At 34.5% G+C, this 16,744-nt stretch carries 15 protein-coding genes; all 15 read left to right on the top strand.

Translation table 11 applies throughout. The features are described 5' to 3' along the window. Positions 1-71 precede the first annotated feature (71 nt). The 15 genes from X925_RS02695 (at position 72) to X925_RS02765 (ending at position 16,615) form a co-directional block, all read left to right on the top strand. Positions 72-902, top strand: coding sequence for a class I fructose-bisphosphate aldolase (locus tag X925_RS02695; protein ID WP_121514482.1), 831 nt, complete (start codon positions 72-74; stop codon positions 900-902). 47 nt (positions 903-949) lie between these two features. Continuing rightward, complete coding sequence (locus X925_RS02700; RefSeq protein ID WP_121514483.1) at positions 950-1,969, top strand: carbohydrate kinase family protein; 1,020 nt, start codon at positions 950-952, stop codon at positions 1,967-1,969. 339 nt (positions 1,970-2,308) lie between these two features. Continuing rightward, the gene (locus tag X925_RS02705) at positions 2,309-2,947 is read left to right on the top strand and encodes an L-ribulose-5-phosphate 4-epimerase (protein WP_121514484.1); all 639 of its coding nucleotides are present in this window, start codon (positions 2,309-2,311) and stop codon (positions 2,945-2,947) included. Positions 2,948-2,976: 29 nt separating this feature from the next. Next, positions 2,977-4,509 carry an FGGY-family carbohydrate kinase gene (locus tag X925_RS02710; protein ID WP_121959058.1) on the top strand — a complete coding sequence of 511 codons (1,533 nt, stop codon included), beginning with the start codon at positions 2,977-2,979 and terminating at the stop codon, positions 4,507-4,509. A gap of 33 nt (positions 4,510-4,542) precedes the next feature. Next, positions 4,543-5,943 (top strand): L-fucose/L-arabinose isomerase family protein, encoded by a 1,401-nt coding sequence (locus tag X925_RS02715; RefSeq protein WP_121959059.1) that lies wholly within the window; start codon positions 4,543-4,545, stop codon positions 5,941-5,943. A 94-nt stretch (positions 5,944-6,037) separates the two neighbouring features. Then, the gene (locus X925_RS02720) at positions 6,038-7,057 is read left to right on the top strand and encodes a sugar-binding protein (protein ID WP_121959060.1); all 1,020 of its coding nucleotides are present in this window, start codon (positions 6,038-6,040) and stop codon (positions 7,055-7,057) included. A gap of 316 nt (positions 7,058-7,373) precedes the next feature. Beyond that, a complete protein-coding gene (locus X925_RS02725) occupies positions 7,374-8,873 on the top strand; it encodes an alpha-N-arabinofuranosidase (protein WP_121959061.1) in 1,500 nt (499 codons plus the stop codon). Positions 8,874-8,936: 63 nt separating this feature from the next. Further along, positions 8,937-9,182: a hypothetical protein gene (locus X925_RS02730; RefSeq protein WP_121959062.1), complete on the top strand. Its 246-nt coding sequence runs from the start codon at positions 8,937-8,939 to the stop codon at positions 9,180-9,182. 80 nt (positions 9,183-9,262) lie between these two features. Further along, positions 9,263-10,324: a substrate-binding domain-containing protein gene (locus X925_RS02735; RefSeq protein ID WP_146026674.1), complete on the top strand. Its 1,062-nt coding sequence runs from the start codon at positions 9,263-9,265 to the stop codon at positions 10,322-10,324. 9 nt (positions 10,325-10,333) lie between these two features. Further along, positions 10,334-11,503, top strand: a complete 1,170-nt coding sequence (locus X925_RS02740) for a sn-glycerol-1-phosphate dehydrogenase (RefSeq protein WP_121959064.1) — start codon at positions 10,334-10,336, stop codon at positions 11,501-11,503. Positions 11,504-11,986: 483 nt separating this feature from the next. Continuing rightward, complete coding sequence (locus X925_RS02745) at positions 11,987-12,736, top strand: GntR family transcriptional regulator (protein ID WP_012208152.1); 750 nt, start codon at positions 11,987-11,989, stop codon at positions 12,734-12,736. A gap of 29 nt (positions 12,737-12,765) precedes the next feature. Next, a complete protein-coding gene (locus X925_RS02750) occupies positions 12,766-13,554 on the top strand; it encodes a nucleoside phosphorylase (protein ID WP_121959065.1) in 789 nt (262 codons plus the stop codon). A 16-nt stretch (positions 13,555-13,570) separates the two neighbouring features. Further along, the gene (locus tag X925_RS02755) at positions 13,571-14,860 is read left to right on the top strand and encodes a sugar ABC transporter substrate-binding protein (RefSeq protein ID WP_199171462.1); all 1,290 of its coding nucleotides are present in this window, start codon (positions 13,571-13,573) and stop codon (positions 14,858-14,860) included. A 53-nt stretch (positions 14,861-14,913) separates the two neighbouring features. After that, positions 14,914-15,798: a carbohydrate ABC transporter permease gene (locus X925_RS02760; protein ID WP_103065959.1), complete on the top strand. Its 885-nt coding sequence runs from the start codon at positions 14,914-14,916 to the stop codon at positions 15,796-15,798. Beyond that, positions 15,791-16,615, top strand: a complete 825-nt coding sequence (locus X925_RS02765; protein WP_012208156.1) for a carbohydrate ABC transporter permease — start codon at positions 15,791-15,793, stop codon at positions 16,613-16,615. Before X925_RS02760 ends, X925_RS02765 begins: the two co-directional genes overlap by 8 nt. Positions 16,616-16,744: the final 129 nt, after the last annotated feature.

A 16,744-nucleotide genomic window follows, 5' to 3' on the forward strand; every position in this document is an offset into this window, starting at 1 on the left:
TATGATAGTGAAGATGCAACTGATATATTTACGGATCCAAACTTTAAAAGAATTTGAAAAGAGGTAATAGAATGGGCATAAAAGAGTTGAGACTCTCACGAATTTTGAATCCAGAAAGCGGAAAATCTGTTATCATTCCCATAGACCACGGGCTCGTTATGGGAAATGTTTCGGGATTACAAAATCCTGTTCAAACTTTGGAAAAGCTAATAAACATAGGAATAGATGGAACATTGATAAGCCCAGGTATAGCAAAGATAACAACGGATCTTTTTACTTCAAAAGATGCTCCTGGTAGAATTTTAACTATGGATGTACCCTTACCTTCGACGATTCCTGGAGGTAGTGGCGGTACGATTGGCCATAAACTAATAGTTGACATTCAATTTGCCATAAGATATGCTTTTGATGTAGTTAAAGTCTTACTGCCTTGGGGAGAAAAAGAAAATATCCAGATGGAGAGTATAGAAGTTGTGGAAAAGGTAGCCAATGAGTGCGACAAATGGAATATACCTCTCATGGTTGAACCTGTCTTATGGGGAAACAGCATACCGAAAGAGAAGAAAAATGATCCGGAGCTTATAGAACATGCCTCACGAATGGCACTAGAATTTGGAGCAGATATATTAAAGATTCCATATACTGGCGATGAAACTGAATTTAAGGAATTAGTTAATATTTTAAAAGTACCAATCTTTGTTCTTGGTGGTCCAAAGATGGATAATATAGAAAACGTTTTAAAGGTGACGAAAGAATCCATCGAGGCAGGTGCAAAAGGGATAGTATTTGGAAGAAATGTTTGGCAAAATCCCAATATGGAATCCCTCATCATGGGCTTAAAAGAAATAGTCCATAAAAACTCTAATATTGAAGAAGTAATCAAAAAATACAACTTAGCATAGTCACATGAAAAGATCCCTCTTTAACAAGAAAAAGGAGAACTCCAAATATGGAAAGAAAAGGAATCACAATTGGTGGAATAATAGTATTTGACTATATAAAAATTGTTGATACTTATCCAAAAGTAGGACGTTTAGCAAACATCTTGAACATCGAGCATTCTGTAGGAGGAGCTGTTCCCAATACTTTAATAGACTTAGCAAAAATGGATAACAGTATACCCCTTCAAGCAATTGGTGTAGTCGGAAATGATGAGTTGGGAGATTATGTTTTAAAAGTACTAAAAGAAAATAGCATAAATACAGAAATGATTTTTCAACAAAATGAGGTAAGAACTTCTTTCACCGACGATATGATCGTTGAATCAACAGGGGAAAGAACATTCTTTCACTATCGAGGTGCGAACTCTCTACTTGATATTACTCATTTTGACTTCGATAGAATCAACTCTAAAATATTACACGTTGGATATCCTTTATTACTAGATAAACTCGACTCAGCAGATCCTGAATATGGAACTGTTTTGGCAAAAACTTTAGCTATGGCTCAACAAAAAGAAATAAAAACATCGTTGGATTTGGTAAGTGAAAACTCTGATAGGTTCTCTAAAATCATACCACCTTCTTTAAAGTACACAGATTATTGTACAATCAACGAAATAGAAGCCTCTTTAACAACCAACATACCAATAAGAGACACAGAAGATAAATTGATCGTTGCTAACTTCAAACCCATATGTTTCAAATTAAAAGAAATGGGAGTTAAGCAATGGGTAATAATTCACTCTCCTGAAGGTGCTTTTGCACTAGATGAAACAAACAATTTTTATATGCAACCTTCTTTTGATCTACCGAAAGGTTATATAAAAGGAACAGTAGGAGCAGGGGATGCATTCTGTGCAGGAGTTTTATACTCTATCAATAAAGGATGGGATATATCAAAAGCTTTAAAAGTTGGAACAGCCACTGCTACAGCTTGCCTTTCAAAAAGTGGAACAACGGATGGCGTAAAGGATATAGAAAGCATGATGAAATTGTACGGAAAGAGGAAGGTAAAGTTAATCTTTTAGAAGATGCATAAACAATTTTGAACTATAAAATCAACTTCATACCCTGATTAGAGAAAAATTCTAACCAGGGTATTATTTTTTTACATTTTTTTCAAAAATTGAGAATTAAGTTGTTAATCCATTTTAATCCCTCTTAAACAGACGAGATCTACTGTAATTGCTAATAATCGGATTTTGTTTTCAAGAGATATAGGTATATAATTGGTATGTACATATTTAAAATTTACTAAGAATAATATATACATGTTGTAATATTTTGTATCATACAAGTTTACTCTAAAAATCTTATTTGTAGCAGTTTTGAAACATAAACTTTTATAACAAAAAGGAGAATCAAGAATGTACGAAGATTTGAAAAAAGAACTATACAAAGCCCACATGAATCTTGAAAAATACGGATTAGTTGCCTACACCAGTGGAAATGTCAGTGTAAAAGTGAACAATCACGTAATAATCAAACCCTCTGGAATACCATATGACGAATTAAAAACCGAAGATATGGTAGTTCTGGATATGGAAGGAAACGTGGTAGAAGGTAAACTAAAACCGTCTGTTGATTCTGCCACCCACCTTTACCTTTACAAAAACTTACCTGATGTGGGGAGTATTATTCATACTCATTCACCTTATGCTTCTGCTTTTGCATTGCTATCACAGCCAATACCTGTTTACAGTACCGCACATGCTGATGTTTTTGGTGTACAAGTACCTGTTTCAAACTATGCACCTGTAGGCTCTGAGGCAATTGGTAAAGCTGTGATTGAGGTAGTTAATCAAGCAAAAGCAGTTCTTTTAAGTAAACATGGGGTAATAGTCATGGGGAAAGATATCAAAGAAGCTATAAGAAAAGCAATCTTTTTGGAAGAAATCGCACAAACAGCATATTTTGCTAGAACTATTGGAAATCTAGAACCTTTGGATGAAAAAGAAGCAAAACGACTATATGAATTTCATCATAGTAACTACGGCCAAAAATGACAAAATTAATGGTTTAAGGGGGACAACGTATGTATTTAATAGGTACGGATATAGGAACTACTGGAACAAAAACTGTTATTTTAGATGAAAAAGGAAATCTAATTTCAAAAGCAAGCAAGACTTATAAAGTAAACACACCAAAGGCTTCTTGGGCTGAACAAAATGCAGATGTATGGGTAGAAGCTTTCATTCAAACCTTAAAAGAAAGTGTAGAAAAGGCTAATATAAACCCTGCTGAGATAGCTGGAGTATCTTTAAGTGGATTATACGGTGGTGCTGGCGTCCCTGTAAACAAAGATATGAACCCTCTGTATCCATGTCTTATTTGGATGGATCGAAGGGCATCAAAAGAAACACAGTGGGTTAAAGAGAATGTATCACAAGATAAACTATTTGAAATAACAGGAAATTATGTTGATTCTTATTTTGGTTTCACCAAGATAATGTGGATAAAAAATAACTTACCTGATGTTTGGAAAAACACTTATAAATTCGTTAGCCCTAAAGATTACGTTATATATAAGCTTACTGGAGAACTTTCAACTGATTACAGTTCAGCCGGAAACTTAGGTGGGGTTTTTGATATCAAGACAAAAAATTGGTCTGAAGAAATGGGAAAGATTCTAGAAATTCCTATAGATAAATTACCCGAAAAAATACTAAGATCCAAAGATATTGCAGGTTATTTAAAGAAGGATATGGCAGAACTTACTGGATTAAAAGAAGGCACTCCCATAATCTCAGGTGGAATAGATGCACCAATGGCACAATTAAGTGCAGGAGTATTGAACGAAGGAGAACATGTATTTATGGCTGGAACTTCCACGTGTTGGGGAACTCTGTTGTACGATAAAAAACCCACCACTCCCCAATTAGTAAATTACCCTTACGTTGTCGATGAAGATCATTTACTCTACACATTTGGCGGAAGTGCCACAACAGGTGCGTTAGTAAATTGGTTTATAGATGAATTTGGTCAAATGGAAAAAACTTTTGGTGATCAATCTGGCTACTCTCCTTATGAACTTTTAGAAATGAAAGCAAAAAAAGTACCTTTGGGTAGCGAGGGTCTCTTAGCCTTACCATATTTCATGGGAGAACGATCCCCTATATGGGACCCTGACGCAAGAGGGGTTATTTTCGGAATCACATTGTACCACAAAAAACCACATATTTATAGGACTCTCATGGAATCCGCTGCTTTCTCCCTAAGGCATAACATGCAAACTGCAAAAGAATCCGGCATAAAACTAAATCCAGACTGTTGGATAGTAGGAGGGGTAGCAAATTCTAACCTTTGGACTAAGATCTTTGCGGATGTCACAGGTTATAACATGATCAAATTATCTGACAACATAGAAGCCCCTTTGGGAGATGCGTTCCTTGTTGGACTTGGCACCGGGATATTCAAAAAACCTGAGGAAATTAAAAATTGGATAAAGATTGAAACAACCGTAAACACCGATAAAGAAAATTTCGATAAATACGATGAGTATTACAAATTATTTATAGAACTATACAACAATACTAAAGAAATAATGCATAAAATTGCCAAATTATAACTTACTAAACAAAACAATCTTTGGAGGTGCAAGATGGTAGATAAGAAAAAACCTACAATTGGAGTATTAGGAATTATGCAGGAACTGTATGACAAAACTTATCCTAAAATAGTTGAAACTCAATCTAACTACGTTAAAGACGTTATTAAAGAATTAGGAGATATAGCAGAATTCAAATTTATTAAGCCTGCTAGAAATAGAAAAGACATTGAAGAAATAGTTGAAACTTATAACAACGATAAAGAAATAGATGGAATTATAATTATGATGTTGACTTACAGTCCAGGCCAAAGAATTGTTCCCGCGTTAAAAAAGAATAATTTGCCAATAATGCTCGCAAATATTCAGCCTTTACCTAGCGTGACAAAAGACTGGGATATGGAACTTCTAACTTACAACCAAGGAATACACGGGGCACAAGATAACATGAATGCAATAGTTAGATTAGGTATCAATTGTCCCGTGGTTACAGGAAATTGGAAAGAAGAAGAATTGAAAAACTTTGTGAAAGATTGGAGTCTGGCAGCTCAAGCAGCAAAAGTTTGTAAAAATTTAAGAATCGCAGTTGTTGGAAGAATGCCTGGGATGGGGGATATTACCTTTGATTCAGCAGCATTATTAAAAAAACTTGGAGTTGAAATAGTAGACGAAAGCATGGGGAAGATATATTCTTACTTTGAAAAAGTAACGAAGAAAGAGATCGAAGATGTTAAAGCAGAAAACGCAAAGAACTTTGAAATTGACCCCAAACTAAAAGAAGATCAACACAACTTTGCCGCAAAGTTTCAGGTTGCCATTGAAAAGTTCCTCGAAGATAACAGCTACGATGGATACAGTATCTACTTCGATTCTGTAAAGGATGACGGAAGGTTCGAACAGTTACCGTTAATGGCAGCCTCTAACTTGATGGCAAAAGGATATGGATATGGAGCAGAAGGGGATGCCCTTGCAGCCACTGTTGTAAAAATAGGACATATCCTTGGGAATAACGGACATTTCACGGAGATGTATGCTATGGATTTTGAAAGAGACTCCGTTTTTATGAGCCATATGGGAGAAGGTAATTGGAAAGTAGCAAGAAAAGACAAACCAATAAAACTCATAGACAGATTTTTAGGTATAGGAGATTTAAACAATCCACCAACAGTTGTATTCAACGTGCAGCCAGGTGAAGGAACCATAACTTCCTTAGCCCCCTTAAGCGAAGGAAATTTCAGGCTAGTTGTTTCAAAAGGCGAAGTTATAGACAGTGAGAATTATTCGAACGTCGAAATGCCATATTTTCATTTCAAACCGGATACAGGAGTAAGGAATGCGATGACTAACTGGCTCAAAAACGGAGGAACTCATCACCAATGCTTTAACATCGGAGATATTACAAGGAGGTGGGAACTGTTTGCAAAAATGGTCGGTATTGAGTATGTAAGGGTATGAAGAAATTTCAAAAACTTCATGGAGATAAAAAAGGAACTATTCTGTGGTATCTATAGTTATTTTGTAACAATAAAAATGTACAGGAGGTGTTTTTATGAAGCGTTTTTTGGTAGTTTTAGTGTTGATAGTGAGTTTACTTGCATTTTCTGAAACCTTTTTACTCTCTCCGAAGTCTATGAACAACCCCTATTGGTTTGCAGTAGAAAACGGTATGAAAGATGCAGCAGAAGCTTTGGGAGTTCAAGCAATATTTGATGCTCCTATAGAAACTGATGCAGCAGAACAAGCGCAAAAGATACAATCGTACATCATTCGTGGTGTGGACGGGATTGGGATATCTCCTAATGACCCAGAAGCCATTAAATTTGTTATTCAACAAGCTTTGAACAGAGATATTCCAGTAATAACTTTTGATTCTGATTCACCAGATAGCGGTAGATATGTATATTTGGGAACTAACAATTACAATGCAGGGTACATTTCTGGCGAGCTTATGGGACAACTTATCGACCAATATAAACCTGATAAAACTACTTTGAATTTTGCTATTTTAACAGGTGGACTAGCAGCACTTAACTTGAACGAAAGAATCGCTGGGTTCAAGGATGCAATGGAAGAATATTCACAAAAAACAGGAAAAGAAATCGTTTATGTTGCAGATCCTTTCCCTGCTGAGGACGATACTGCCAAAGCTGTTCAAATTTTAACAGATGTGAATAAACGTTATCCCAACTTAGATGGTTGGTTCATTGCCAATGCATCAGCTGCATATGTTCCTGTGGATACAATGGTTAATGCTTTAGGAGGAATGGAAAAAGCGGAATCACTCTTAATAGTCTCTTTTGACACTTTGCCACCACAATTAGAACTCGTAAAAGCAGGTGTATGGAATGGACTTGTTGGGCAAAGACCGTATGACATGGGTTATTTATCGCTAGCCATTCTATACAATATGTCGAAATTAGGTGTAGATAAGACACTACAATTATTACCAAAGGTTATAAATGAAGATGGTTCATTTGATTACATAATTGACACAGGAGTTGACATTGTAACTTCTGAAAATGTTGATGAATTCTTTGAATATGCCAACAAAGTTTATACTAAAAGATAAAATATAATTAACTTTTTGAGCGATGGGAATTTTCTTCTTCCCATCGCTTTTTGTTAACTAAAACTTCAAAAATAGCCTGTTATTTAAATAAAAGTAAAAAATTAACCCGTTAAAACACTAACTTAGAAAAAAACTCTTTAGGATACTAACAAATAGGCTTACAACGAATAAGGGAATCTTTCCCTACCTCTCATATTAGTACTATTTTAGCATTAAGGGTATCTTTTTACAAAAAATTATAATAAGAATTTAAAAATTTTAAATAACTTTTTTTAAGTTTCACATCCATATATATTATACGGCGGAGGTATTTAAAATGAAAAAAGCAAGAATGCATATAGACAGAAACTATGTGATTGATAAAGTGGATAACAGACTTTTTGGTTCTTTTATAGAACATCTTGGTAGAGCTGTTTATACAGGTATATATGAACCTAGTCATCCTAAAGCAGATGAAAAAGGGTTCAGAAAAGATGTAATAGATTTGGTCAAAGAATTAAACGTTTCTATTGTTAGGTATCCCGGCGGAAACTTCGTTTCAGGATACAACTGGGAGGATGGTGTAGGTCCAAAAGAGAAAAGACCTAAAAAGCTTGAATTAGCCTGGCGCTCCTTAGAACCAAACGAATTTGGTACCAACGAGTTTATGGAATGGTGTAAGTTAGTTAATACAGAACCTATGATGTCAATTAATTTAGGTACCAGAGGAATAGATGAAGCTCGAAATTTTGTTGAGTATTGCAACTTCCCCGAAGGAAGCTATTACAGTGATTTAAGAAAACAACATGGTTACAATGATCCACACAACATAAAAGTTTGGTGCTTAGGGAATGAAATGGATGGTCCATGGCAAATTGGACACAAAACGGCATTAGAATACGCCAGACTGGCAGAAGAAACCGCTAAAGTGATGAAATTAGTTGATCCAAATTTGAGCTTGGTTGCTTCTGGAAGCTCAGGATGGCATATTCCAACTTTCGGCGAATGGGAAGCAACTGTACTCGAGCATACTTACGATTATGTTGATTTTATTTCTTTGCATGCATATTACGACAATTATGAAAATAACATAGAAAACTTCTTAGCGAAGTCTATTGATATGGATTCATATATAAAATCAGCGGTAGCGGCGTGTGATTATGTAAAAGGTCGTAAGAAAACTAACAAAACGATTTATATATCATTTGATGAATGGAACGTCTGGTTTCATTCAAGAAAAGAAGATGAGAAAGTTGAACCCTGGCAAATTGCTCCACCCTTACTGGAAGATGTATACACTTTTGAAGATGCTTTACTAGTAGGCTTAATGCTAATTACGCTCCTAAAACATGCAGATAGGGTTAAGATAGCTTGTTTAGCGCAGTTGGTGAATGTAATTGCCCCTATTATGACAAGAAAAGGTGGAGGTGCATGGAGACAAACGATATTCTATCCATTCATGCATGCTTCTAATTTCGGAAGAGGCACAGTTTTACAACCAGTCATATCTTCTGAAACATATGACACTAAAGATTTTAAAGGTGTTTCCTTTGTTGATGCTGTTCCTGTTTTTAACGAAGAGAAAAACGAATTAACGATATTTGCAGTAAATAGGGCACAAGATAAGATGGAGTTTGATTGTGAATTAAAAGGTTTTGAAGATTATTCTGTGATAGATCACATAATTTTAGAAAACAATGATCTTAAAGCTGTAAATACAGAAGATAATCCAGACAACGTTAAACCTCATAACAATGGAAACGCCAGAAATGAAGGAGGTAAAGTAAAAGCTGAATTATCACCCCTTTCTTGGAACGTTATTAGATTAAAGAAGTAAATGAAAATAAACAGACATTAAATTTTAATGAGATGAAAATATGGGTAAAACAAAGAAGGAGATGTGTGGAATTATCGAATTGATTTAAATGAAAAAATCGAACCAGAAAATTATCAAATAAATTCAAAAAGAGTGATAAAATTAAAAGCAAAAGGATACAATGAGGATTTACGAAATTGGGAGGGAAGATTGTACTCACAAGCTGGAAGAGTAAAAGAAGCAAAAAAGAAAATAGATATTAATCTAATTCCATATTTTGCCTGGGCAAATAGAGAAGAGGGACCAATGGTTGTATGGATAAGGAAGTGAAAACTTTCCAAAATTATAGTAATTTTTAAATAAAATATATTATACTAGTTATAACAAAAAACAACGGAGGAATATTGGCAGTGAAAAAGACCAAACAATCTATCATAAAAGATTACATCCTTGACCAATTAAAGAGTGGAGATTTAAAAAAAGGAGATAGGATTCTATCTGAAAATAAATTGGCTGAATTTTTTTCCGTCAGTAGACAGACAGTTAGAAAAGCTATCTACGACTTGGAAAGAGAAGGGTATTTGGTTACTAGAAGAGGTAGTGGAACTTACGTTAAATCTATGAAAAAAGATAAAGAAAACATAGGTATTTTAACTCAATCTTTAACTGACTACATATTTCCTTTTATAGTCATGGGAGCAGAAGAAATATTAAAAAATACTAAATGTAAATCTTTTATAGGTAACGCAAAAAACGATCCTGTTGTAGAAAGGGAAACCTTAGAAAGGTGGATGGATCTTGGATTAAAAGGTATGATAGTGGATCCAGTAGTAAGTGCCACTAAACAAGCTAATGTAACTCTTTTAAAAGAGATAAGCGAACAGATTCCAACTGTAATTATAAATAGTGATCTCAATATTCAACATGCTGGAACGTTGGTTCTGAATGATTACGACTGTGGATCTTTTGCTGCAAAGAAATTTATCAAATTATGGCACAAAAGGGTCGCTGTGATATACAAAGCCGTTCATAAGGCTGCAAATGAAAGAGCTAATGGTTTTATAGACACAATAAAAGAACATAAGCAAATATTGCTATACGAATTACCTTTTCACGGTCAAGAAACATCCGATGAAGTTTTCAATTTAATCATGTCGCTTTTGAGCCTTCCAAAAAATAATATACCCACGGCAATTTTTTGCTCAAACGATTTAGTAGCTATGCAAGTGATAATGGCTGCAAAAAAGCTGAATCTTGATATACCAGACGATATTTCGTTAATAGGTTTTGATGATGCAGATTTCGCACAAGCTCTTGAAATTTCTACTTTTAGGCATCCAAAACAGCAATTCGGTGAAAAAGCTGCTCAAATGCTTCTTAAAATGATCGAGGAAAACAACAATGGAAAACCAGAAAAAATTGTTGAAAAAGCTGAGTTCATAGAAAGAAATAGTCTTATTCAAAAAAAGTGAGGAAAAAAGATGGTTGATCTTTTAAATCTTAAAATAGAACAAATGGCTGGTTTGAATTTCAAATGTGAATGTGGAAGAACTCATAAAGTAGATATTGAAAAAATAATTGTAGGGAGTAATATTCTGAATGATAAAAGTAGTTTTATAGATATTATTAACTCTGAAAATTTATTTGTTGTGGCTGATAAAAATACCTATAAGAGTTGGGGGAAAGAACTAATCACACTCTTAAAAAGAGAAAATTACCAAATAACTGAGTTTATTTTTCAAAATGAAGATCATTTGATTCCAAATGAAAAAAGCGTCGGAAGATTATTGATAGAAATCCCTAAGAATACATCGTTAATAATTGGCGTTGGCTCTGGGACTATAAACGATCTTTGTAGATTTTTAAGTCACAAACTCAATATCCCTTATGTAATCTTCGCAACCGCTCCTTCAATGGACGGATATGCTTCAATGGTTTCCCCTTTAATTGTAGAAGGTTTTAAAAAAACGTATGAAGCAACTTATGCAAAAGCAATTGTAGCAGATACACAAGTTCTAAAAAATTCACCCTTAGAAATGATTCATGCAGGATTCGGAGACATTATTGGAAAGTTTACTTCTTTGACGGATTGGAAACTTTCTAAATTAATTAACAATGAATATTATTGTGAAAAAACCGTTGAATTTGTAGAGAAAGCAAGGGATCTTTGCGTAAAAAACGCTGAGAAAATAAGTCAAAGGAGCGAAGAAGTCACTAAACAGATAATGGAAGCTTTAATTATCTCTGGAGTAGCCATTGGATTTGTAGGATACTCTAGGCCAGCGTCAGGAGCAGAGCATCATTTAGCTCATTATTGGGAAATGGATGCTATATCAAAAAATATACCACACCCTTTACATGGAAATTCTGTTGGAGTAGGAACGGTTGTTGTTTCGATGATCTATCAATTAATGAAAGATAAACTTCCAACAGGATTAACTCCACCAGATCCCGAGTACTTAATTTCAATTCACAAAATGGTAGGTTCGATATATAACCCAAAAGAATTAGGTATTCCAAAAGATGTCTTTCAAGATAGTATAATACATGCCCGAGAAATCAGAAATAGATACACTATTTTTCAATTAGCTCATGAGTTTAACCTTTTGGAAAAAATTTCAACGATTCTTACAGAAAAATTTTATGGTTAATTTTTTATCTTTCACAGCTCGGCTAAAAATCATTTAGCCGAGTTTTTGTTTTCAATCATAATACTTTTTCCATACATAAAAAACTCAATTTCCCTTGCCGACTTAATTCTAACGTTGATTCACTTGTTTTTTTATATCCTAACTTTTTATAAAACTTGATAGCTATAGTATTTTCTTTTTCTGCATCCATTATCTTCGCTTTCCTTCGTAGTTGCTTTCTCTATACCGACCATTTTATGCTCCCTTGAATGTATTTTACCAGATCATAGTACGATGTTTAGAAAGAGCATTTTTAAGAATTTTCAACGTAATCGGCTATAAAAGCTCTTAATTACTCTTAATCATCTCAAATCACAAATAATTAAGTTTGCAAAATATAAAAATTAAAGTTATAATTAGAATAAAGATATGAAGTATGATATGTTATTTAGTTTTAACCTAAAAGTTATTTTATTTTCATGTTTTAATCTGAGGAGGTGCTAAATGATTTCAAAAGCTGGTAGATCCTTATATAAAGAAATATTGAATGAATTAAGAACAAAAATAACTCAACTCCCTGAAGGGTATAAATTACCCTCTCAACAGGAACTATGTGAAAATTTAGGGGTTAGCAGAACATTAATCAGAGAAGTATTAGTAAGCCTTGAGCGAGAAGGTTTGATCATTAGAAAACAAGGACTTGGTACATTTGTAGTGAAGAAAGAAGGTATTGTTCAAACAGGCTTAGATTATTTAAGGGGTGTTTCAACTATAATTTCGACCTCAGGAAAATTACCTGACCTTATTTTAAACGAGTTTGAGGAAGTAGACGCATCTCCTTCGCTCTCAAAAAAATTGGAAATTACTCCTAAAGAACCATTAATCAAAATTAAAAGAGTTTATACGGCTGACGGTATCCCCGTTATATACGCAGAAACGTATATGGTTATCAACAGGATTCCCGGAGGGAAAGACGCAATAATTTCCGTTTTAAAAGATGAAAACAGTAAAAATGAGGAGATTTTTACCTATTTAGACAAATATTTTATGAGACCCATTAAACATGCTATCTCAGAAATAGAAGCTATTGATGCTGATAAGAAACTTGCCAACTTATTGAAAATTCCCGAGAAAAAAGCAGTCACTCTTTTATTAGAAGTTCACTACGATGAAAATAATATTCCCTTACTTCACTCATTGGATTACATAAATACCTCTATTTTCAAATTGAGTGTATTCAGAAGAAAAATATAACGTATTTAAAACTACAAGGAGGAGATTCTGTGTTTAAACAAGATTTTAGGGTTCCAACAGGATTAGAAAATCAAATTCAATACCATATTCAATGTGGGCCGGGTGACGTTGCTCCTGTAGTGATTGTTCCCGGTGATCAAGGCAGAGTAGAAAGTATTATCAGTAAACTACACGATCCCAAAAAAGTTTCAGAAAACAGAGGACTTATTACTTATACCGGTTATTATGAAGATTACCCTGTATCAGTCACTTCAACAGGAATGGGTGGGCCTTCTGCAAGCATTGTCTACGAAGAGCTTATAAATATTGGGGCAAAGATACTGATTAGGATTGGAAGTGTTGCTGGATTACAAGAAGAAATTGAAGAAGGAGATGTCATAATTCCTCATGCTTGCGTGAGAGATGATGGAGCTAGTCAATATTATGTACCACAGAATTTCCCTGCGGTAGCTTCACCAGAAGTATATTTAAGACTTATTTCTGCAGCAAAGAGTCTAAATCTTGATTTCAAAACAGGGATAAATTGGAGTCATTCTTGTTTTTACAATAGGGATCCTGAATATTTTCAAAGATGGAGCAGATACAGAGTTGTTTCAATGGATATGGAGGCTTCTTCTCTTTTCGTTGTCTCATCGTTAAGAGGTATAAAAGCAGGATTTATTGGCATATGTTATGCAAATAGATTCAAACAATCTAATAGAGACAAAGTAGATCTAAGCGTCCCAGATACTAATAGAAACATAATAAAGTCTTCAACAAGCAAAGCTATTGATATTACTTTAATGGCAATTAAAGACTTGTACCAAAACGAACTTTAATTAGGAGGTGTTCAAAGTGCGGAAAGGTAGAGTATTAGTTATTCTTTTTGTTTCTTTATTAGTTTTTGCAAATATGTTTTCAGAAGTGAATTTAGTGAGTGAAGTAGGTATACACACTGAAGCGTGGAAAACAGTTATGGATGATTTTCAAAAAGAAACAGGGATAAAGGCAACTATTCAGCAATTCCCTTATGCAAATTATTTTGATCAGCTGATGTTAACCTTTACCTCTGGAAGAGTCGATTTTGATGTACCTTATGTTTCAATGCTTTGGTATCCTGCTTTAGCAACTGCTGGATATATATACCCCATAAACAAGATAGAAGGATACGAAGAGTTAAATTTAGAAGATATTTCCGGTATAGAAAACGCCTGGCAAAATGGAAATTTGTATTTCATTCCGTATATGAATGAGTTGGGAGGTGTAGTTTACAGGACTGATTTGTTCAACGATCCTAAGGAGAAAGCGGCTTTCAAAGAAAAATACGGGTATGAACTAACTCCACCACAAACGTTGGAACAATATAAAGATATCGCTGAATTTTTCTATAGACCTCCAGAATTATACGGTGTAACTCTCATGGGCCAAAGAAGTATATTTCTTGCCACTCATTTCCTGCAAAGATTATGGGCAAGAGGAGGAAGTCTTTTAAATGATGAAATGAAACCTGTTTTTAATTCCAAAGAAGGTATTGAAGCTTTGGAAGAAGTGGGTGAAATGTTTAAATACGCAAATCCTGCTGCAAAAACCTATGTATTTCAGGATGCTTTGACAGAATTCACACAAGGAAGAAGCGCTATGGCTGAACTATGGACAACAGCCATGCTTTACACAGAAGATCCAAAAACTTCAAAAGTTATTGGTAAATCATCCTTTGTTGGATTCCCAAGACCGGAAGAATTGAAAGATGAAAAATTACCAATGTTGTATATTTCATGGGGTTTTACTATTAGCTCTGCAAGTAAGAATAAAGAAGAAGCCTTAGAATGGATAAAGTTTGTGACTGAAACGCAAAATGAAGTAAATGCTGCTCCTTACGGTAACATCCCAGCGCGTTTTTCGTCTATAAACGATCCAGAGTTGAGAGAAAAATTTCCATGGTTGGAGGGCTTTTCAAAAGCAATGGAAAACTCTATCCCAACTCCTATGGTCCCGCTCATTCCAGAAGGAAATTCCATAGTAAATAATTATATAGCTCCTGCGGTATCTGAATATCTAAGCGGGTCAAAAACGGCCGAAGAAGCTTTGAATGAAGCTGCAGATGGTGTTTTCCAACTATTGAAAGATCATGGTTATTATTATTGAATCCAATAAAGCCCCGTTTTAACGGGGCTTTACTCCAAAGGAGGTTTTGTTGATTGCAGCCTAAGAACAAATTAAATAATGTTGGATATGTTTTACCCACACTTATTTTCATAATATCGATTTTTTTGATTCCTATTGTATATACTGTAGTCATTTCTTTCTTTAATTGGAACCTTTTAAGACCTGATTTAGGAATAAGTTTTGTAGGATTACAAAATTATACAAGAGCTTTTAGAGACTCTTTTACCTGGGAAACCATGGGAAGAACTTTCTACTTTGTTATAGTTTCAGTTCTTTTGGAACTAATATTTGGTTTTATAATAGCTCTTTCGCTAAATACAGAATTTAAAGGTTGGAAAGTTGTTCAATCGATAATTTTAATTCCTTTCATGATTGCTCCAGTTGTAGTCGGATTCGTGTGGAAATTTATTTTAAATCCTGATTACGGTCCTTTACCACAACTTTTAATGAACATAGGATTTGGTTCAATAGCAGAAAATCCATTGTTAGCAAATCCAAACTCTGCCATGTTCATGGTCATATTAGCGGATGTTTGGGAATATACCCCTTTTGTTACTTTAGTTTTATTGGCTGGTTTAAAAGCTTTGCCACAAGAACCATATGAAGCCGCATATGTGGATGGAGCTTCAGCTATTCAAAGATTTTTTTATATAACTCTACCTTTACTACGACCCTCAATCATGGTTGCTATTGTAATTAGGACGTTAACGTCTTTAAGAGTATTTGACACCATTTTTATCATGACGGGTGGTGGACCAGGTTCTGCTACAGAAACACTTTCTTTTTATGGTTATAGAACTGCATTTCAATCATACCAAATGGGATATTCGTCAGCGATTAATCTGATCTCATTTTTCTTAGCGATTGTTTTTACTTTAATCTATATGAAAATATTAGGGTGGGATAATAATGAGTAAAAGTAAAATTATAAAAGTATTGTCATTGACAATAGTAGTTATAGCGTTAATTTGGACGCTTTATCCCCTTATGTGGATTCTTTTTTCATCCTTTAAAACACCTATTGATCAGTTCACAATTCCACCAAAATGGATCCCAGAAAATTTCACTTTAAGAAATTATAAGATTTTTTTTAGCAACACGGAATTCGTAAGAGCCTTCTTCAATAGTATTATAGTTACCGCCTCCTCCACTATTTTAGCTCTAATTCTTGGTATACCAGCAGCTTATGGATTGGCTCGTTTTAAATGGAAACATGCAAGTCTATTGTCATTTATTATACTGTTAGCACGTATGACTCCACCGATTGTTATGGTGTTACCTTTTTTCTTAATTTCTCGCATTCTAAATCTATCAGGAACATACATCCCTATTATCATTGCTAGTTCTTTTTTCAGCGTACCTTTTGCGGTGTGGATGATGCAAGGCTTTTTTTCTGAAATTCCTGAATCACTAGAGGAAGCTGCTATGATAGATGGGTGTACAAGATTTGAATCGTTGAGAAAAATAGTTCTTCCTTTAGTATTACCAGGAATTTCGGCAACTTCGATATTATGTGCACTCGTATCATGGAATGAATTTTTATTCGCCTTAATTTTAACTGGTCAGGAGACCCGAACACTGCCAGTACTTGTGAATATGTTTGTAAGTGAAAAGAATGTTGATTGGGGGGTAATGAGCGCTGCTGCGTTGATCACTGTTATACCCATGATAATCTTCGGACTACTCGTTCAAAACAATTTGGTTAGAGGGTTAACTGCAGGAAGTGGAAAATAGGTGTTTTTATCCCCCCTCAGATCCCCTTTCTTATGTTCAGTTCACTAAAAACTCATCTTTTAACCATCAAAGTAAGGAATTTGCCTACTGGATAGGGGAGCTTTTTAAAGATACTTTTGGTTGCTGCGA

This window comes from Petrotoga sp. 9T1HF07.CasAA.8.2 (assembly GCF_002895585.1).
GTDB lineage: Bacteria > Thermotogota > Thermotogae > Petrotogales > Petrotogaceae > Petrotoga > Petrotoga mobilis.

Excerpts from the sequence above, each read along its gene's own strand:
- X925_RS02765 (WP_012208156.1), top strand. The coding sequence starts at position 15,791 with ATGAGTAAAAGTAAAATTATAAAAGTATTGTCATTGACAATAGTAGTT.
- X925_RS02715 (WP_121959059.1), top strand. The coding sequence starts at position 4,543 with ATGGTAGATAAGAAAAAACCTACAATTGGAGTATTAGGAATTATGCAG.
- X925_RS02700 (WP_121514483.1), top strand. The coding sequence starts at position 950 with ATGGAAAGAAAAGGAATCACAATTGGTGGAATAATAGTATTTGACTAT.
- X925_RS02720 (WP_121959060.1), top strand. The coding sequence starts at position 6,038 with ATGAAGCGTTTTTTGGTAGTTTTAGTGTTGATAGTGAGTTTACTTGCA.
- X925_RS02710 (WP_121959058.1), top strand. The coding sequence starts at position 2,977 with ATGTATTTAATAGGTACGGATATAGGAACTACTGGAACAAAAACTGTT.
- X925_RS02725 (WP_121959061.1), top strand. The coding sequence starts at position 7,374 with ATGAAAAAAGCAAGAATGCATATAGACAGAAACTATGTGATTGATAAA.
- X925_RS02705 (WP_121514484.1), top strand. The coding sequence starts at position 2,309 with ATGTACGAAGATTTGAAAAAAGAACTATACAAAGCCCACATGAATCTT.
- X925_RS02695 (WP_121514482.1), top strand. The coding sequence starts at position 72 with ATGGGCATAAAAGAGTTGAGACTCTCACGAATTTTGAATCCAGAAAGC.
- X925_RS02740 (WP_121959064.1), top strand. The coding sequence starts at position 10,334 with ATGGTTGATCTTTTAAATCTTAAAATAGAACAAATGGCTGGTTTGAAT.
- X925_RS02745 (WP_012208152.1), top strand. The coding sequence starts at position 11,987 with ATGATTTCAAAAGCTGGTAGATCCTTATATAAAGAAATATTGAATGAA.